Source organism: Sorangium aterium (assembly GCF_028368935.1).
Classification (GTDB): Bacteria; Myxococcota_A; Polyangia; order Polyangiales; family Polyangiaceae; genus Sorangium; species Sorangium atrum.
On sequence record NZ_JAQNDK010000004.1, the window covers coordinates 306,620 to 324,785 of the forward strand.

General features: G+C 70.2%; 14 protein-coding genes. 10 read left to right on the top strand and 4 right to left on the bottom strand.

Features of this window, described 5'->3' with window-relative positions; genetic code table 11:
* The first annotated feature begins 272 nt into the window (after positions 1-272).
* Together POL72_RS32495 and POL72_RS52345 are read left to right on the top strand one after the other, a co-directional pair.
* On the top strand, positions 273-1,235 hold the full coding sequence (locus tag POL72_RS32495; protein ID WP_272100465.1) for a class I SAM-dependent methyltransferase: 963 nt from the start codon (positions 273-275) through the stop codon (positions 1,233-1,235).
* A 515-nt stretch (positions 1,236-1,750) separates the two neighbouring features.
* Positions 1,751-3,472 (top strand): glucuronyl esterase domain-containing protein, encoded by a 1,722-nt coding sequence (locus tag POL72_RS52345; RefSeq protein ID WP_506377480.1) that lies wholly within the window; start codon positions 1,751-1,753, stop codon positions 3,470-3,472.
* Between the two features lie 29 nt (positions 3,473-3,501).
* On the opposite strand, the gene POL72_RS32510 is transcribed toward POL72_RS52345, so the two are convergent.
* Positions 3,502-3,819 carry a hypothetical protein gene (locus POL72_RS32510; RefSeq protein ID WP_272100466.1) on the bottom strand — a complete coding sequence of 106 codons (318 nt, stop codon included), beginning with the start codon at positions 3,817-3,819 and terminating at the stop codon, positions 3,502-3,504.
* A gap of 532 nt (positions 3,820-4,351) precedes the next feature.
* On the opposite strand from POL72_RS32510, the gene POL72_RS32515 reads away from it, so the two are divergent.
* Complete coding sequence (locus tag POL72_RS32515; protein ID WP_272100467.1) at positions 4,352-6,607, top strand: heparinase II/III domain-containing protein; 2,256 nt, start codon at positions 4,352-4,354, stop codon at positions 6,605-6,607.
* On the opposite strand, the gene POL72_RS32520 is transcribed toward POL72_RS32515, so the two are convergent.
* Positions 6,567-6,890: a hypothetical protein gene (locus POL72_RS32520; protein WP_272100468.1), complete on the bottom strand. Its 324-nt coding sequence runs from the start codon at positions 6,888-6,890 to the stop codon at positions 6,567-6,569. The genes POL72_RS32515 and POL72_RS32520 overlap by 41 nt on opposite strands.
* 30 nt (positions 6,891-6,920) lie before the next feature.
* On the opposite strand from POL72_RS32520, the gene POL72_RS32525 reads away from it, so the two are divergent.
* The 5 genes from POL72_RS32525 to POL72_RS32545 all read left to right on the top strand — a co-directional run bounded on the left by POL72_RS32525 (position 6,921) and on the right by POL72_RS32545 (position 12,739).
* Complete coding sequence (locus POL72_RS32525) at positions 6,921-8,123, top strand: glycoside hydrolase family 88/105 protein (RefSeq protein ID WP_272100470.1); 1,203 nt, start codon at positions 6,921-6,923, stop codon at positions 8,121-8,123.
* Positions 8,124-8,359: 236 nt separating this feature from the next.
* Positions 8,360-9,154: an ABC transporter ATP-binding protein gene (locus POL72_RS32530; protein ID WP_272100472.1), complete on the top strand. Its 795-nt coding sequence runs from the start codon at positions 8,360-8,362 to the stop codon at positions 9,152-9,154.
* Positions 9,151-10,272 (top strand): efflux RND transporter periplasmic adaptor subunit, encoded by a 1,122-nt coding sequence (locus POL72_RS32535; RefSeq protein WP_272100474.1) that lies wholly within the window; start codon positions 9,151-9,153, stop codon positions 10,270-10,272. The genes POL72_RS32530 and POL72_RS32535 overlap by 4 nt, the downstream gene beginning before the upstream one ends.
* The gene (locus tag POL72_RS32540) at positions 10,269-11,495 is read left to right on the top strand and encodes an ABC transporter permease (RefSeq protein WP_272100475.1); all 1,227 of its coding nucleotides are present in this window, start codon (positions 10,269-10,271) and stop codon (positions 11,493-11,495) included. Before POL72_RS32535 ends, POL72_RS32540 begins: the two co-directional genes overlap by 4 nt.
* Positions 11,492-12,739 carry an ABC transporter permease gene (locus tag POL72_RS32545; protein WP_272100477.1) on the top strand — a complete coding sequence of 416 codons (1,248 nt, stop codon included), beginning with the start codon at positions 11,492-11,494 and terminating at the stop codon, positions 12,737-12,739. Before POL72_RS32540 ends, POL72_RS32545 begins: the two co-directional genes overlap by 4 nt.
* Positions 12,740-12,775: 36 nt before the next feature.
* On the opposite strand, the gene POL72_RS32550 is transcribed toward POL72_RS32545, so the two are convergent.
* Entirely contained in the window at positions 12,776-14,341 is a 1,566-nt protein-coding gene (locus tag POL72_RS32550; RefSeq protein ID WP_272100479.1) for an RICIN domain-containing protein, read from the bottom strand.
* An 812-nt stretch (positions 14,342-15,153) separates the two neighbouring features.
* On the opposite strand from POL72_RS32550, the gene POL72_RS50630 reads away from it, so the two are divergent.
* The gene (locus POL72_RS50630) at positions 15,154-15,378 is read left to right on the top strand and encodes an ABC transporter permease (protein ID WP_276597524.1); all 225 of its coding nucleotides are present in this window, start codon (positions 15,154-15,156) and stop codon (positions 15,376-15,378) included.
* A gap of 49 nt (positions 15,379-15,427) precedes the next feature.
* Here the strand turns inward: POL72_RS50630 and POL72_RS32560 are convergent, their stop codons facing one another.
* Positions 15,428-15,823 (bottom strand): PAS domain-containing protein, encoded by a 396-nt coding sequence (locus POL72_RS32560; RefSeq protein ID WP_272100481.1) that lies wholly within the window; start codon positions 15,821-15,823, stop codon positions 15,428-15,430.
* Positions 15,824-16,411: 588 nt separating this feature from the next.
* Here POL72_RS32560 and POL72_RS32565 point away from each other — a divergent pair.
* Positions 16,412-18,031, top strand: a complete 1,620-nt coding sequence (locus tag POL72_RS32565) for an aspartate:alanine exchanger family transporter (RefSeq protein ID WP_272100483.1) — start codon at positions 16,412-16,414, stop codon at positions 18,029-18,031.
* Positions 18,032-18,166: the final 135 nt, after the last annotated feature.

Below are 18,166 nucleotides of genomic sequence, written 5' to 3' on the forward strand. Positions count from 1 at the left end.
GGGCGGTCGACCCGCGCAACGTGACATCTTGTTTTCCGAAGGAGGCGCCATCTGAATCAGCCTTTCCATGGAAGGTGGCTTGGGAAATAGAGTGAGCAAACCGGTTCACCGATCTCGAGGGTGAATCTCGACGCCCGTCAAGGGCTAAACGCGCCGGGCTCGCCTCCAGAGGCCCGGCGCTAAACGCGCCGGGCTCGCCTCCAGAGGGCCGGCGTGGCGCCGCATCGTGGATCGGCGCCGGGGCCGCGCGGTGGCCGTGTTATGCCGTGGTGGTGTCCAGCGCCGCTGATCCCTCGGCTCCTCCGCCGCCGGCCTTCGAGGCCAGCGACTACAGCTGGCTCGTCGGCTTCGAGGGCGACTGGCGCGACACCTGGTGGAACCGCGATTTCGTCGAGCTCATCGCCCGCCGGCTCCGGCTCGACGAGGTGCGCGCGGCGGTCGACGTCGGCTGCGGCGTCGGGCACTGGGGTCGAACCCTCCTGCCCGTGCTGCACGGCGATGCCACCCTGGTGGGCGTCGATCGTGAACCGTCGTTCGTCGCGCGCGCCGCCGCCGAGGCCGAGGCGTGCGGGGTCGCGGCGCGCACGTCGTACCGGGAGGGCCTCGCCGAGGCCCTCCCGCTGCCCGACGCGAGCGTCGACCTCGCCACGTGCCAGACCGTCCTGATGCACGTCGCCGACCCGCTGCGGGTGCTGCGCGAGATGCGCCGCGTCCTGCGCCCCGGCGGCCTCCTGCTGGCGGTCGAGCCGAACAACTTCGCCGAGAAGGCCACCGCCCTGGTCACCGCGCCCGGCCTGTCGCGCGCCGACCGGCTCGCGCTGCTCGAGCTCGAGGCCATCTGCCAGGACGGCAAGCGCGCGCTGGGACAGGGGGACAGCTCCGTGGGCGAGCGGCTGCCAGGGCTGCTCCGCGAGGCAGGGCTCGGCGATCTCCACGTGTGCCAGTCGGACAAGTGCGCCGCGCTGATCCCGCCGTACGATACGCCCGCGGAGCGCGAGGAGCTGCGCCAGGTGCTGGCGTGGATCGACGGCGGCATCTGGCTCGGAACGGGCGGCACCCGCGATCAAACCCACGCCTGGTATCTGGCCGGCGGCGGCGATCCGGCGCAGTTCGAGCGGCTGTGGGCGATCGCCATGCAGGAGGCGCGCGCGGGGAAGCAGGCCGCGCTCGCGCGCACGCTCGACGGGGCGCGCGGGGTGACGTTCTATCTGGTGTCGGGGCGCAAGCCGGCGTGACGCCCGGCCTCGCAACGGCCTAGTTCGACGATGGCGCGCGCCCAGGCAGCCTGAGCGACGACGGCACGATCCGGAGGACCGCCTCGGGGGGAGATCGCTGCCCGGAGCGCTCGCTCCTTGCAGCTGCGTTTCCGAGTCGCTCTTGCTTTCTCATGGTGCCCCGCCCCACCGCGGGGTATCCGCATGTGAGTAGCTGTCCGACGAACACCGTGGTTGCCATGCATGGGATCGGCAAGGTCCGCTAGGCGTTCATGATCAGGCGCACGCTGGCCGGGAATATTGAGCTCTACCAATAGAACGAGGGTTCGCAGGCGTCTCGCCGGTGCATGTATCCACCTTGAGCAGAAGCCCGCGACTCAGCTTTTTCGATCACGGAGAACCTTATGCGTACCACTCACTTGCTTGGCTACATCTCGGCTGCGTTCGCGTTCGGTCTGCTTGCGTGTGCCGTCGAGCCCATCGACGAAGAGGAGCTCGACACGCTGGACGGCGCACTGGACAGCGCCGACGGCTCGATGTCGGCGGATATCGCGATTCAGTCGGACTGGGGGAGCGGCTACTGCGCGAACGTGACGGTGAAGAACAAGTCCCGCTCCCCGGCCACCACCGGCTGGAACGTGGGCGTCAGGCTCAACGGCGCGACCCTGGCCAATTCGTGGAATGTGAACGTCACGCAGTCGAGCGGGCAGTTCACCGCCACGAACGTGAGCCACAACGGAGCGATCGCGCAGAACGGCTCGACGGCGTGGGGGTTCTGCGCAAACGGCAGCGGGCGGCCCGCTGTCGCGTCGGTCACCGGCAGCGGAGGCACGGTCGTCGGTACGGGCGCGTCCTCCTCGTCGAGCAGCAGCGCGAGCGCGTCGTCGAGCAGTAGCTCGTCGTCGAGCAGCAGCGCGAGCTCGTCGTCGAGCAGCAGCTCGTCGTCGAGCAGCAGCTCGTCGTCGAGCAGCAGCTCGTCGTCGAGCAGCAGCTCGGGGGCAGGCGGCTCGGGCGGGGCAGGGGGCTCCGGCGGTGCGGGCGGCTCCGGTGCGGGCGGCTCCGGCGGCTCGGGCGGCTCAGGCGGTGCCGGAGGGAGCACCGGCGCGGTCGAAGACAGCGGCGCGAGCTGCCCCAAGCCGACGTTGCCTGCCGCCTCGTCTCTCCCGGTGTTCGACACGCATCACGATCCGTTCCTGAGCTTGAGCGGCTCACGCATCACGAAGAAGTCGGAGTGGGCGTGCCGGCGCGCGGAGATCAAGTCGCAGGTCGAGACGTATGAGTCCGGATCGAAGCCCGTGGTGTCCAAGGACAATGTCACGGGGCAGTTCTCGGCGAACAAGCTGACGGTCAACGTCAACGACGCAGGGAAGAGCGCCTCCTTCTCCATCAACATCAGCCGGCCTGCCGGGGCGCCTGCCGGTGCGATCCCGCTCGTCATCGGCATCGGCGGTTCGAATCTGGACAACACCGTGTTCAGCCAGAACGGCGTCGCGATGGCGACCTTCGACAACAACGCGATGGGCGCCCAGAGCGGCGCCGGCTCGCGCGGGACGGGTACGTTCTATAACCTCTACGGCAGCAACCACTCGGCCAGCTCGATGATCGCGTGGGCCTGGGGCGTGAGCCGGATCATCGACGCTCTGGAGAAGACCCCGGGCGCCAACATCGACCCGAAGCGCATCGCCGTGACGGGTTGCTCGCGCAACGGCAAGGGGGCCCTCACGGTGGGCGCGTTCGACGAGCGCATCGTGCTGACGATCCCCCAGGAGTCGGGCGCCGGGGGCTCGGCGAGCTGGCGCGTCTCGCAGGCGGGCGCGAGCGCCGGGGAGAACGTGCAGACGCTGTCCAACGCGGCCAACGAGCAGCCGTGGTTCCGCGCGAACTTCGGCTCGACCTTCGGCAACCGGGTGACGTCGTTGCCGTTCGATCATCACATGGTCATGGGGCTCGTCGCGCCGCGCGCCCTGCTCGTCATCGACAACAGGATCGACTGGCTCGGCATCAACAGCACCTTCACGGCGGGGTCCATCGCCCAGCAGATCTGGAAGGGGCTCGGGGTGCAGGACAAGATGGGCTACTGGCAGACCACCGGCCATTCCCACTGCGCGTTCCCCTCCTCGCAGAGGGCGGCCCTCGAGGCGTACGTGAAGAAGTTCCTCGTCGGCGGCGGCACCGCGGACACCAACCTGCTCAAGGGCGACGGGGCGACGGCCGATCTGGCCAAGTGGATGAAGTGGACCGCGCCGACCCTCCAGTAACCGCGCAGGCCGAAGGGGCGGCGTCGGTACTACGCGCTCGCGCGGGCCCCTCCTTGGCCCTGGCGCCCGCCGCTCAGCCGCTGTCCGAGGAGCTGCTTCGCGCGCTCCGCGAGCCGCAGCTCCTCCTGCCGGACCTCGCTGAAGAAGGAGGCGAGCTCTTGATCACCCTGCTTCTTCGCATCCTGGATGTACTGTGAGTGGGTCTCCGCGCCCTTGAGCACATGGTAGAGCACGCTGACCAGGTTGTAGTCCTTGTCGGGGACCACGCTGCTCTCGCTGCGGCCCTCCTGTAGGCCGGCGCCCTGCTGCCCCTGCGCGCCCGGTCCCTGCTTCTGCTCGGTCGCCATATCGAACCTCCTCGACTCCCCCCACCGGGGCCGGGCAATGCAAGCGGGAGACCGCGCAGCGGGAAGCCTTCGTGTCGAGGGCTCTGCGCGAGCGGCGCGGTCGCTCCGCCCCGCCCGTCGCGTTCCGCGACAGCAGCCAGACGTTCGCGCAGGATCGCACCACCCTGCGCGCGCACCCCCTCACGCGGAGATGGCCGCGGGCGCGCTCGACGCAGCCCGCGCCAGGCCACCGCAACAGGCGCTGCTCAGCTCGCAGGACACGCTCCCTGTGGCGCCTGCGGCGCTGACCAGGCGGCCTCACAGAAGGCTCCTCCTCTCCCGCATTGTTGTCGCGATCGCTTGTCGCCAGGGTTGTTCTCTCCGCTGTGGTCGGATCCTCCGGTGTGTCGTCGGCTGCCGAGACTGCCCATCGCGGGCACGTGGTGATCGCCCCCACGGCAGCAAGAACTCGGGCGGCTCGAGGCCGTGATGAGCTGATACGCTGCGCCTCAAGCACCAGCTCGTCCCTCCGAGCCCTCGCCCCCATCCTTCCATGAAATCACGTTCTCGCGGCTTTCCTCTCTCTCTTCACACCCTCGCTCCGGCGCTCGCGTGCGTCGCGCTCGCCGTCGCGGCGTGCGGCACGGACACCCCCGGGCCGAGCGAGCCGCGGGACACCGGCGTCCATCCTCGGCTCCTCGCGCGCCCGGAGCACCGCGATCTCCTGCGCTCGCGGGTCGATCGCGAGCCCTACGCCTCGATCCTCGCCACCCTGAAGCGCCGCGCCGACCGCCCCTACGAGGAGGAGCCGGACCCCGCTTCATGGGACTACAAGACGAACGGCAACAACGCCTCGACGGCGCAGGCCAATGCCCTCCTCGCCTGGGCGTTCGAGGACCGGGCGGCGGCCGACAAGGCGCGCGAGTTCCTGCGCCGCCTGGAGACCAACTGGGACACGAACACGGTCCTCGACATGAACATCCGGATGGCGAAGGTCCTCATGGGGTACACGAACGCGTGGGATCTCCTGAGCGCCACGCCGTGGTTCCCCGCCGAGGAGTCCGCCCAGGCCGAGAGTAAGATCACCGACATCACCGGTCAGTTTTTCGCCAAATACCTGGAGCAGGATTTCTATCGAGATCTCCTGCTGCGCCCGGCGCAGAACAACCATCCGATCCGGACCGCCGACGCGATCGGTTATGTGGCGCTCGCGTTCCCCGAGCACCCGGCGGCCTCGACCTGGTGGAACTGGTCGATCTCGGAGCTCGACTACCTCTGGGGCCCGGAGGGCCAGTACGTGCAGCCCGACGGCGGGGCGTCCGAAGGCCCGTATTACTCCGGCTTCGCCTGGGGGCCCACGGCGGCGTTCTTCATCGCCCTCGACAACGCGCTCGAGGGCGAAGTCGCCTTCACGCGCGACTGCCGCACCCGCTCCGACCAGGACCCGTGGGCCGGACATGACTGCGTCGAGGGCGAGCAGGGCGCGCTGGAGGTCCCGCTGCGCGGCGGGCTCTTCACGAAGGCCGTCGACTGGTCGCTCTCGCTGCGCCTCCCCTGGGGCACCCGGCCCCCGGTCGACGACGGCGTCTTCACCCCGTTCAACGGGGGCCCGCTGCTCACCTCCTTCGGCGGAGGTGGGGAGTACCTCTGGGACTGGGAGCAGAACCGCGGCGACCCCCAGGCCATGGAGTTCGGCAGCGACCTCATCGCCCATCATCTGCTCTACCTCGACGACGCCGTGGCCTCCGAGGCGCCGCGCTTCCTCACGCGCTTCTTCCCCGACGCCGGCAACGCGGTGTTCCGCTCGGACTGGGGCGACGAAGCGCGCTGGCTCCTGCTCCTCGCGGAGCACGGCTCGGCGCGCAAGGCGATCCACGACCACGTGGACGGCACGTCGTTCTCCCTCGCGGCCTACGGAGAGTACCTGTTGATCGACGCGGGCTACTACAAGCCCGATTCGCTCGACAACGCCAAGACCAGCCAGTCGCCGTCGCACAACGTGATCCTCATCGACGGCCGATCCGCGCCCGACAAGGGGCTCTTCGACGACTTCGGCGACGCGGACGCCTTCCTCCGGAACACCCACGACGGCGACGCCGTCGATTATGCGGAGGCGCACCAGGACTACCAGGACACGCACGTCGAGCGATCCGTGGCCTTCATCGACGGCCGCTACTTCGTGGTCGGCGACCGCCTCTCGACGTCGCACCCGGCGGCCCGCAAGCACGCGTGGCGGCTGCACGGGTACGCGGGGCTCACGTCCGGCGGCACCTTCGAGCTGCTCCCCGACGGCGGCCGATGGGAGCGGGCGCGGGCGGGCGTCGAGGCGCGCGTGCAGTCGACGTCGCCGGGGCTCGCGGTCGTGGAGCCGCCGTACACTCCGCTGACGGTGCCCCACGTCCACGAGTTCGAGGAGGACCGCAAGGCCGCCGACCACGCCGTCATCGACGCGACGGTGGAGGCCGAGGCGCCGGGGTTCCTGGCGGTGCTCCTGCCCTACAAGGTCGGCGTGGACGCGGGCCCCGACGCGCCGCTCCAGGCGGCGCCGATCGCGGCGGAGCCCGGCGTCGTCGCGTGGCAGATCGAGAGCGACGGCGGGACCGACGTGGCGGTGCTGCGGAGCAAGGGAGCCCCGGAGGCGCTGGAGCTGCCCGGGGGGCAGGTCCTCGAGACCGACGCGGAGCTCGTCGTGCTGCGGATCGAGGGGGAGCGGCCGTTCGCGCTGATGGCTCGGGGCACGAGGGTGGTCCTCGATGGGAAACCCCGGGTCACCTCGCCTGATGCGCGCGGCCTCGCCGTGGAGGAGTGAGATGCCCCGTCGCGAACGTGGACCTAAACGTGGACGTGAACGTGGTCGTGGTCGTGGTCGTGGTCGTGGTCGTCGACGACAAGATCGTGGACGTGACCGTTCTGCCGACACATCCGTTGGCGTTCACGTCCACGACCACGACCACGACCACGACCACGACCACGACCACGACCACGACCACGTTCACGTCCACGACCACGTTCACGACCACGACCACGTTCACGACCACGTTCACGACCACGACCACGTTCACGACCACGGCCACGTTCACGACCACGGCCACGACCAGATGCCCCCGAGCGCGCGCACTCCCATGTCGCGCTGGTCGTCGCGCCTCCGCGCGGTGCTCGTCGCCGTCGCGGCGAGCGCCGCCGCGGTCGGAGGGTGCACGGGGGAGCCGGACGCCGGGCAGCCGGCCAGCTCCGGCGCGGAGTGCACGCCGACGTCACCGTCGGCGGACGACGCGTTCGCGCGCGAGCGCGCGCCCGACTCCGAGAGCATCGCGCTGGCGCGCGCCATCGCCGACCGATGGATCGCCGAGCACCCGGCGGAGGCGCTCCCGTGGGACTGGGGCGAGGGCACGGTCATGCTCTCGCTGGTCGAGCTGTACCGCGTCACGCAGCACTCCCCCTACCGGGACTACTACCGGCGCTACATCGACCACCACCTCGAGTACGGCTACGAGATCACGACGAGCGATCGCTGCCCGCCGGCGATCGCCGCGCTCGAGCTCCACGAGGAAACGTGCGCGGCCCCCTATGCGAAGGTGGTCGACGACGTGCTCCGCTACCTCTACGAGGAAGCCCGCCGGACGGAGCAGGGCGGCATCAGCCACCTCGGCGTGTCGCCGCTGTTCGAGCCCACCCTCTGGATCGACTCGCTGTTCATGTTCGGCAACGTGCTCGTCCGCGCCGGAGAGCGATCGGGCGAGGCGCGCCCGCTCGACGAATTCTCGAATCAATTCCAGATCTTCGCGTCGCTCCTCCAGGACGAGCCCGGGCTCTTCCGGCACGCGTACGACTGGCCGGCGCCGCAGGATCCGGACGTGTACTGGGCGCGCGGCAACGCCTGGGTCACGGCGGCCGGCTACGAGTACCTCCGCGTGCGCGCGGGGCGCGGGGAGCGCGACGACGCCGTGGCCGGGGCGCTCGAGCGGCAGGTCGCGGCGGTCCTGGGCGCGCAGGACCAGGACAGCGGCCTGTGGTGGACCGTCATGAACCGCCCGGGGGAGATCTACCTGGAGACGAGCGCGACGGCCCTCTTCGCCGTCGGGCTCGCGCGCGGGCTGCGCCACGGCTTCCTCGACGCCTCGGTGCGCCCCGCCATCGACCGCGCCATGGCGGGCGTGCGCTCGCGCATCGAGGAGGACGGCTCCGGGCGGCCGGTCGTGACCGGAACCTCGGGGCCCACGACGGTGGGAAAGCTCGAGGATTACGCGGCGGTCGAGCTCCGCGACGACCTCTCGTACGGCGTCGGGGCCGTGATCCTGGCGCTCGTCGAAACGTCCGGGCTGTAGCGCAGCCAACACCGCGCTCGTCGTGGCCTCGGCGCGCGACCGCCGCGCTCCTGCGCTGCGGTTGCCTTGTTGCTGCGCTTCGCCTACGCCTCAGCGCGCTCGCCGGCCTTCGCAGCGTGATGGCCGGAGCGACGAGCGCGGCGCACCCTGGTGCGTCACGCGTGGGTCAGGTGAACCGGGCTCGCGCGCCGCGGCCGTCCCCGTGGACGGCGCGCAGGCCACCGCCGAGGACCCTCATGTCTGCACTCGTGAAGCTCGACGCGATCACCAAGGTCTACTGGATGGGCGAGGTGGAGGTGCAGGCGCTCCGCGGCGTGTCGCTGGAGCTCTCGCGGGGCGAGATGGTCGCCATCATGGGCGCCTCGGGGTCGGGCAAATCGACGACCCTGAACGTCATCGGCACGCTCGACCGCCCCACCGGCGGCCGTTACCTCCTCGACGACGAGCCGGTCGAGGAGCTCGACGAGGTCGAGCTGGCGCAGCTCCGCAACCGCAAGATCGGGTTCGTCTTCCAGTCGTTCAACCTCCTTCCGCGCGACACCGCCCTCGCGAACGTCGAGCTGCCCATGGTCTACGCCGGCGTCCGACCGACCGACCGGCGGGCGCGGGCCGCGCGGGCGCTCGCGCGCGTCGGCCTCGACGACCGGGCGCACCACCTGCCGAACCAGCTGTCCGGCGGCCAGCAGCAGCGCGTGGCGATCGCCCGCGCGATCGTCAACGAGCCGCCGCTCCTCCTTGCGGACGAGCCGACCGGCGCGCTCGACTCCGCCACCACCCGGCAGGTCATGGAGCTCTTCTGCGCGCTGCACGCGCAGGGGATGACGGTCGTCGTCGTCACCCACGACCGCTCGATCGCCGACTACGCCACCCGCGTCGTCACCTTCAGGGACGGCGCCATCGTCGAGGACACCGGCCCTCGCGGCCGTCGCGTGGACGTCTCGTCGCCTGTTCCTGGACCAACGTCGTCGGTTCCTGGACCAACATCATCGGTTCCTGGACCGGCATCGTCGCCTCCCGGAGGCCTCTCGTGAGCGCCCGGCGTCGGCGGCGCCTCTGGCCGTGGCTCGTGGGGGCGCTGGCGCTCGCCGGGGGCGGGGCCGTCGTCCTCGCGAAGGCCGGCTCCGGCCCCGCGCCCATCGACCCCGCGCTCGTCGTGACCGCGAAGCGCGGCGACCTCGCCGTCGAGATCCTCGAGACCGGGCGCATCGAGGCCCGCGAGCAGGTCGAGCTCAAGTCGAAGGTCGCGGGCCAGGTCGCCCAGGTGCTCGCGGACGAGGGCGCCCGGGTCCAGAAGGACCAGCTGCTGCTCGTGCTCGACCCGACCGACTACGAGCGCGAGGTCGCCCGCGCCGAGGCCGAGCTCGCCCGGGCCAGGGCCGCCGCGGGCTTCGCCAAGCGCGTCGTCGCGCAGCGGACCGCCGGCGTCGAGGCCAGCGTCGTCCCCGCGCAGGAGCTCGACGTGGCCAAGCACGACCTCACCGAGAAGACCGTCGCCATCCGGCTCGCCGAGGTCGCGCTCAGCGCCGCCAGGGACCAGCTCCGGTACACGAAGATCTCCTCGCCCCTCGACGGCACCGTCATCCAGCGCAACATCGAGCCCGGCGAGGTCGTCACGCCGGGGGTGCAGTCGACCTTCAACGGAAAGGCGTTGCTCACCGTGGCCGATCTCTCGACGCTCGTGGTGAAGGTCGACCTCAACCAGATCGACGTGGCCAAGGTCGCGCTCGGCCAGACGGCGACGCTGACGCTCGACGCGCTCCCCGGCAAGACGTACGCGGCCAGGGTCACCAAGATCGCGCCCGCCTCGGTGAAGCTCGAGGGCCGCGAGGTCGACGTCTTCCCGGTCGAGGCCGAGCTCACCCAGATCGACGGCCTCATCAAGCCCGGCATGACCGCTGACGTGCGCATCCGGCTCGACAGCAGGCCGGGCGTTGTCTCGCTGCCCATCGAGGCCGTCGCCGACGAGGGGGGCAAGCAGCTCGTCACGCGCGTGGTCGACGGCCCCGACGGCAAGCAGACGACCGAGAAGGTCGAGGTCGCGCTCGGCGCGCGCAACGATCGCGACGTCGAGATCGTGAACGGCGTCCCGGAGGGGGCCCGCGTGCTCATCAACCCGCCCTCGGCGGCCGCGAACGAGACGAAGATGTGAGGTGGTCCGCCTACCTCGCGATCGCCGCGAAGGCCCTCTCGGCGCACAAGCTGCGGTCGCTCCTGACCGTGCTCAGCATCACCCTGGGCGCCTTCGCCATCGTGCTCATGACCTCGCTCGCGGAGGGCGGCCTGCTCACGCTGGGTCGCGGCATCGAGCAGCTCGGCGGGGCGCGGCTCATCCTCGTCGCCCCGAAGGCGCCGGAGCGCGCCGAGCGGAAGAAGACCATGTACGTCACCGGCTTCACCCGCCGGGATCGCGATCGGCTCGCGCGCGGCGTCCCCCACGTCGCCGAGCACACCATGTACGCCATGCTCGGCTCGCGCGACGTCACCTCCGACGAGGGCAAGGAGGATCGCACCGACTTCGTCGCGGCCGACAGCGGCTTCCTCGACGCCTTCCGGATGCACGTCGCGCGCGGCCGGACGTTCTCCGACGAGGAGGATCGCCGCCGGGCCCGGGTCTGCGTCGCCGGCCCGAAGCTCGCGGCGCGGCTCTGGCGCGGCGACCCGATCGGCCGGTGGGTGACGGTCGGGACCCTGCGCTGCCGGGTCATCGGCGTGCTCGCCGACGCCGATCGGATGGGCGTGAACTTCGGCTTCAGCTGGGTCGACCTGCTCGTCGCTCCGTTCGACACGGCGGCGGACGTCGAGAAGGCGGTGGGCACCTCGGCGCTGCTCGTCATCAAGACCGACGACGTCCGCAACAACGACCCGGTGAAGCGCATCATCAACGCGCTCCTCGTCGACCGCCACCACGGCGTCGACGACTTCACCCTCCTCGATTTCAGCAGCATCATGCAGAAATTCGAGGCCGTGTTCGCCACGATGAAGGCGATCGTCGGCCTCATCGCGGGCGTCGCGCTGCTCATCGGCGGCGTGGGCGTGATGAACATGATGCTCGTGAGCGTGTCCGAGCGCGTGCGCGAGATCGGCATCCGCAAGGCGCTCGGCGCGTCGCCGCGCGACATCAGCGCGCAGTTCCTGGCCGAGGCGGCGCTGCTCTCGGGCTTCGGCGGCCTGCTCGGGGTCGTCGGCGGCGCCGCCGCGGCCGAGCTCGCCTCGTCGATCATCCTCCGCTTCACGCCGAGCTGGGTCGGCGCGGTCTCCACGCCGGCCGTCGTCGCGGCGCTGCTCGTCTCCTCCGGCGTGGGCGTTGTCTTCGGGTGGCTGCCGGCCCAGCGCGCGGGCCGGCTCGACCCCGTGGCGGCGATGCGGCGATGAGGCTCGACGATCTCCTCCACTCGACGCGCGCCGTGGTCGCCGACCGGACCCGCGCCGCGCTCACGCTGCTGGGCATCATCATCGGCACCGGCTCGATCGTGCTGCTCGCCTCGCTCCTCGCGGGCGGCGAGGAGGCGCTCCTCCGGGCAGGCCAGCAGGCCGTGGAGGCCGACCTCATCCAGGTCCACCCCGCGGAGGTGAGCGTCGGCGACCGGCGCCGCACCCGGCGCGATCTCTCGCGGGACGACGCCAGCGCGCTCGCCGCGTCGCGCGCCCTCGGCGGCGCCTCCGCCCTGAGCGAGTCGGTGCGCCCGACCGAGGCCCGCGCCGGCGGCAAGAAGAAGCGGATCTCCCTCGTCAGCGCCGTGCCGGCGGCACCGGCCCTCTACGACCTGGAGCTCGCGGCGGGCCGCTTCCTCGTCGAGGCGGATCTCACGGCCCGGCGGCGCGTGTGCGTCGTCGGCCACGAGGTCTGGGCCGAGCTCTTCGGCGGCCCTCCGGCGCGGGCCGCGCAGGCCGAGCCCCTCCACATGACGGCCGACGGCCACGTGTGGACGGTCGTCGGCGTGCTCCAGGACCGGCCGATCCTCGGCTCCACGGACGACACGAACATCTGGAACCGCAAGGTCCTCGTCCCGCAGACCACCTACGACGCGCTCTACGCGCCGTCGCACAAGACCGACCGCCTGTACGTCCGGCAGGATCCGCTCGTCACCGTCCGGACGCCGCTCGCCGCGCTCCGCGGCGTCATCGACGCGACGCTCCAGCGCCGCCACCACGGGGTCAAGAACTTCAGGATCGAGGACAAGGACAGCCACGGCCAGGAGCAGCTCGTCATCGACATCATCAAGATGCTGCTGCTCAGCACCGGCGTGGTTGCGCTGATCGTGGGGGGCATCAACATCATGAACATCATGCTGGTGACCGTGACCGAGCGGACGCGGGAGATCGGCATCCGCCGCGCGGTCGGGGCCTCGCCGCGCGCGATCCTGCTGCAGTTCCTGTGCGAGGCGGCGGCCGTCTCGCTGCTCGGCGGCGTGCTCGGCGTGCTCTCGGGGCTGGCCCTCTCCTGGCTCGCCGGCGCGCTGCTCGCGCAGGTGGTCGGCCGCTGGGCGTTCCAGGTCGAGCCCTGGTCGCTCTTCCTCGGCCTCGGCCTCTCGGTCACGATCGGCGTGGTCTTCGGCTTCTACCCGGCCTGGCGCGCCTCGCGGCTCGACCCGATCGAGGCCCTCCGCTCGGAGTAGCGCTCTCCTACCGCTCTCGGCGCGCCACCAAGGGGATCAATTGGGCCAATTGTAATCGTCTACGTACAACAATTGGTAGGTGGGATCGCCCGTGGTGACGCATGGCTTGAGGATCACATTGGTCGGGGTAGCGCTCCCGTTGACGTCGAGGCATTGGCCATTGGTCGCGTTCTGCAGTTTGAACGTGCTCGAGCCGGTGGCGGCGCCGACGAGGGTCCACATGAATTCGTTGCCGGTCCCGCAGGCCTTGACCCGCACGTTGGAAGTCGTGCCGTCGCGGTAGGCGCATTCCGTGCCCCCATCGGGGTTCCCGTTCCGCAGCCGGAACATGCCCGTGCCGAAGGCTTCGAGGTGCCAGCGGGTCGCCGGTTGATCGGCGGTGGAATAGGCGGCTTGCAATTGGGGGTCCGTTCCGGCGGGGCGCCTCAGGATGGCGGGATTCCCGCCGCGCGAAAAGAACACCGCATTGTATGTATACAGGCCTTGGATATGGCCGAACACCAAGGTGGAGCCAAAGGTTTGCCCCAAACCCCCCGTGCCGTCATCCCTGCTGCGCACGGTGAACCCTTTCGCGGTTCCGTCGAAGGGGATGAGATCGGCGAGGAAGCGCGCGCCCGAACTCGTGGTGGGGGCATAGCCGCCCACGCTCGAGCCCACCCAGGAGGGGCTGATGGTGTAGGTCGCGGTGCCGTAGCCGGAGGTCGCCGCCGCGGTGATTTCCTTGATCATGGGATAGGTGAAGCAGCTGTCCCACTGGGGAGGGCAGGCTTTCACCCCGATCGCGTACGACTTGAGCGGATTGTCATGGGCCGGAGAGCTTCGGGCCCGGGCGCTGGCGCGCCAGGCCCTTCCGTTCGGGCCGTCCACCGGCCGCGATTCCACCAGGTACGCATCGGTGGCGGCGGTGATGCTGTCGGCCGGGTTGGTGCTGAGGACGTGCGCGCCTCCGCCGATCAGGAAGTAACCGTCGTCGGAAAACCAGGACTCCGGGGTCTCGACGGTGTAATTGGACGGGGGATTGACGGCGCTTGTCACGTAGTCCAAGCCTTGGGTGACGCCGGGCGTGAAGGCGGTACCGGCGGCATCGACGAGCTGCATTTGGATGACATAGGCCTGCAATTGATGGGTCGCGCCGGAGGCCCTCACCACCCAGGTCGATTTGTCATCGATCCCAAGGCGCGGGGGCGAATGGCCCGCCGGGCCCGTGCAGCCGAAGTCGTTGGCTGCCGTGAAGAAGTTCGGGCTGGGAAAGGATGCCTGCAGCATGGCGCCGGGGTTGTTCTCCCCCAGGATCTGCGCGCCGCCCCCGATGCGGACCCAGCCATCGTCGGCGGTGCAATAGGCGCAATTGGTCGTCGCAGCCGCGGTGGGATCGCAGGTCTTCACCCGGATGCGGATTCTTCCGCTGCCGTCGGTGAAGTCCGTGTTCGTAATGGGGGCCGCGGTGACGAGGGTGTCCTCGGGTCCGGCGGGGGAGCCGTTTTCCTCGGTGACCGCGCATCCGGTCAGCAGCCCGCCGGCCAGCAACGAGCCGGAGAGGGCGGAAAGGGCGATGCGGATCCCGCGGCGCCCGGCTAAGGTCATAGAATGCAGCATGATCATAACTCCTTGGAAGATTTTCCCTTATGTTAATGCGGTGTTCGTGGCGTCCGCGGGATCGGAAGCCTCGCATGGTGCGGAGGCGCGGTTAACGGCGGCCGCTCACGCCTCGGTGCGCGGGACGGCGTTTACTCTTCCTGGTCTCTTACCCTGATCAAGCAGCTCGACCTGAACGGCGCCTCCGGAGGCGCGTACAGTACTCCGGCCGGGCACATCACGGCTTCCAATCGATGGCGAAAGCCTCTTCTGCGGCTCCGAAGCGGATTTCTTGCGCGTCAGTCCCGAGCGCTTCGTCGGAAAAGCCATCTGATATTCGTCATTGGTGATATCGCTTCGGTCAATGTGTTTGGGCTCCGCTCCGGTGCTCGTGGCACGCAGATCGACACACGGGTTCTGTTGCCGATGCCCGTGAGCCAAACGATCGGCGCGGCTCGGGCTCGTGGCAGCCGTGTCGCCTGCGCGCTGGCTGCCAGGTCTGCAGGGGCGCTCGTCGTCCGGAGGCCCGATGCCCGATGCCTCGCGGTCGTCGTGAACGACGGTCCTCCTCGGCCGCTGCCCGGAGGTTCTCGCACGCCTCGTGCCAGGTTCAGCAATGGCCTGGGTCGTCCGGCCATCACGCTCCGTGCGGAAAAGGCACGGCCGAGCTGGAAATGCGGACCGATGCGCCGCTACCTGTCACGGGTTGCACCGTGACAAGTCACGGGTTGCACCGTGACAAGTCACGGGTTGCACCGTGACAAGTCACGGACCGCAGCGTGAGGAGCTGAGGCGGCGCGGTCTGCTCGTGGGCTCGGCGTTCGACGGCCGACGGGCACGTGTGGACGGTCGTCGGCGTGCTCCAGGACCGGCCGATCCTCGGCTCCTCCTGGCTCGCCAGCGCGCTGCTCGCGCAGGTGGTCGGCCTCTGGGCGTTCCAGGTCGAGCCCTGGTCGCTCTTCCTCGGCCTCGGCCTCTCGGTCACGATCGGCGTGGTCTTCGGCTCCTACCCTGCCTGGCGCGCCGCGCGGCTCGACCCGATCGAGGCCCTCCGCTCGGAGTAGCGCCAGCCGGCGGCGCGACGCCGGCTCGGTCCACGCCGGTCAACGCCGGTCAACCGCGGATGAACACCCAGACCGCATCGTCCTGCTGTCGCGGGGCCGCCCTGTAGAACAGCGAGACGTCGACGTGCCGTGTCTTGTGAGGGAAGTGGAACACGAAGCCGAAGGTGGCTTTGAGCTCGCGCCGCTCGACCCCGTCCAGGAAGCGCCCGTGGAACTTCTTCACCCGGCTGCAGGGGGCGATGTCGGTGAAGAAGTTCTTTCCTATGACGTCCTGACGATTCCGGCGCGCCTGACGTTCCTCGTAGAGGTTGTAGGAGAGCACCGTGCCCTCGCGATCCAGCCGGATGATCCCGAAGGGCTGCGCGTCCAGGCCGCGTTCATCCAGGTTGAACACCCCGATATCGAACTCGAACTCACCGGCTGAGGACTGCTCCTCCGAATCCATCCGAAAACCTCCCGACGTGCGCTGCCCCCGACAGACGCTCGCCAGGGTAGGGGACGCCGCGGAGCGCGACAATCCGGCGCGACCTCATCGTGGCGTCGGGCAGGGGAGGGGGGGCCGCCCTGGGTCGAGCGGCCCGGCCCGCGCGCTCGCCGCGATCTCGCCTCGCGCGCGGCGCGGCGCGGGCGTGCCCGCGTGGACCTCGGCTCGCCGTCCTTCGCGCCGGTAGGACCAAGGGGGTCGCGGCGGCGTCGGTGGAGTGGGCGTTCCTGGGCGATCGCGCGCGCTGCGTGGGTCGAATGAACCGGCGCGGATTCTGCGCGCTCAGCGCAGCAAAAGCACCGCTCGCGCGAGCGCGGGGGAGGCGACGCGGGGCATCGGCTCTCCGGTACGCGTGATGCATCTGGTTGGAGCGTGACGTCTCGAATGTCTAGCCTGGCGGCATTGAATTCTTGAGTACTGGTCTGTGTCGAGTTAGGTCGCAGAGGGAGTTCGATCGATGCGTTCTCCGATCTGATGGGCATCTCGCGCGACGCGGCGGCGGAGGAGGTCCGCCTGCATGACGAGCTGTTCGACATGTAGAGGAACACCATGACCGGCCTGTACGAGCTTCTTGCGAGAGAAGAGCTGCTCCTGCTCTTCGCCGTCATCCTGCTCGGGCTGATGCTTGGGCGGCTGGAATATCGCGGCTTGCGGCTCGGGACGGCCGGCGTCCTGTTCGCGGGTTTGGGGCTCAGCGCCTGGCTGCACCCTCTGGGAGAGCTGGTGCTGGCGCCGCAGATCAAGGAGCTCGGCCTGCTGCTGTTCGTGTACTGTGTCGGCCTCACCAGCGGCCCCGGCTTCTTCGCCGCGTGGCGCAGCCGCGGTTTGGGGATGAACCTGGCGTGCGCCGCGGCGCTCGCCTGGGGGGCGCTGCTCGCGTGTGTCGCAGGCTGGCTCTTCGGGTTGAACCGCGCGCAGATCGCCGGCCTGTTCTGTGGGGCCCTGACCAATACACCCGCGCTCGGCGCCGTCAGCAGCCGGCTCTCCGGCACCGCGCTCGAGGCGATCCCCGCGCTCGCCTATTCGCTGACCTACCCGGCGGGCGTGCTGGGGGCGCTCCTGCTCGGACGTGGCTTCGCGAGGCGGCGCCGCGACGAGCTCGCCGGCGAGGTCGCGCGGCAAGCCGCGTCGCGCGTCGCGATCGAGTCGAGGAGCGTCGAGGTCACGAACCCCCGCGTGCTGGGACATTCGATCGGGGAGCTGCGCGTGCGCGACGAGTTCGGCGTCGTTGTCTCCCGCCTTCGGCGTGGTGAGGTCGACTCGGTCCCGAACAAGTATACGGTGCTTCACGCGGGTGACGTGATCACGGTGGTCGGCACCCTGTCGTCGATTCAATCCGCCATCGAGTTCTTCGGGAGGGTCTCGAGCGAGCGTCTGGAGCTGCGCCGCGACAGGGTCGACATGCGCCGGGTCCTGGTCTCGAAGCGCGAGCTCGTCGGGCTCACGCTGGGGGAGCTCGACCTCGCGCGCCGTTTCAACGCCCAGGTGACGCGCCTGCGCCGGGCCGACCTCGACTTGATCCCCTCCGACGAGCTCCGCCTGGAGCTGGGGGACCGCCTTCGCGTCGTGGCGCCCGTCGAGCGCCTGGGCGAGCTCAGCAGTTTCCTCGGCGACTCGGAGCGCGAGATCGATGTCGATTACGTCGCGTTGGCGGTGGGCCTCTGCGTCGGCCTGCTGTTGGCGCGGGTGCCCATCCCTCTCTTCGGGACGTCCGTTACGCTGGGGACCGCCGGAGGGCCGCTCGTGGCCGCGCTGATCTTCGGTCGCCTGGGGCGGACCGGCAAGCTGATGTGGCTGCTGCCTTACGAGGCGAACCTGAGCTTGCGAGAGATAGGACTGCTCCTGTTCCTGGCGGGGGTCGGCGTGAACGCGGGGGGCAAGCTCGCGGGGTTGATGAACCGGGAGGGCCTGGCCATCATCGCGATCGGCGCCTGCGTCACCGTGACGACCGGCGCGCTGGCGTTGGTCCTGATGCGGCGCTGGGGCGGGGCGGGCGTCGTGGCGGCGCTCGGAGGCGCGAGCGGCCTGCAGACCCAGCCGGCCACGCTGGCGGCGGCCTTCGAGCTGTCCCAGCGCTCCGAGGAGACGTACGTCGCGTACGCGCTTGTGTATCCGCTGGCGATGATCGGCAAGATCCTCATTGCGCAGCTGCTCGCCGTGTTGGCCTGAGGCCGTCCCTCGACGACGAGCAGCGCGGCTCCCGAGGACGGCGTCGCGCGGCGAGGCGCCGGGCAGCTCCTCACGTCGTCGCGGCGGCCTCGGCCGTTCCGCCGCCGTCCGCGCTCTCCTCGGGATCTCGCTTCG

Excerpts from the sequence above, each read along its gene's own strand:
- POL72_RS52345 (WP_506377480.1), top strand. The coding sequence starts at position 1,751 with ATGTCGGCGGATATCGCGATTCAGTCGGACTGGGGGAGCGGCTACTGC.
- POL72_RS32510 (WP_272100466.1), bottom strand. The coding sequence starts at position 3,819 with ATGGCGACCGAGCAGAAGCAGGGACCGGGCGCGCAGGGGCAGCAGGGC.
- POL72_RS32515 (WP_272100467.1), top strand. The coding sequence starts at position 4,352 with ATGAAATCACGTTCTCGCGGCTTTCCTCTCTCTCTTCACACCCTCGCT.
- POL72_RS32525 (WP_272100470.1), top strand. The coding sequence starts at position 6,921 with ATGTCGCGCTGGTCGTCGCGCCTCCGCGCGGTGCTCGTCGCCGTCGCG.
- POL72_RS32530 (WP_272100472.1), top strand. The coding sequence starts at position 8,360 with ATGTCTGCACTCGTGAAGCTCGACGCGATCACCAAGGTCTACTGGATG.
- POL72_RS32545 (WP_272100477.1), top strand. The coding sequence starts at position 11,492 with ATGAGGCTCGACGATCTCCTCCACTCGACGCGCGCCGTGGTCGCCGAC.
- POL72_RS32550 (WP_272100479.1), bottom strand. The coding sequence starts at position 14,341 with ATGATCATGCTGCATTCTATGACCTTAGCCGGGCGCCGCGGGATCCGC.
- POL72_RS32560 (WP_272100481.1), bottom strand. The coding sequence starts at position 15,823 with ATGGATTCGGAGGAGCAGTCCTCAGCCGGTGAGTTCGAGTTCGATATC.
- POL72_RS32565 (WP_272100483.1), top strand. The coding sequence starts at position 16,412 with ATGACCGGCCTGTACGAGCTTCTTGCGAGAGAAGAGCTGCTCCTGCTC.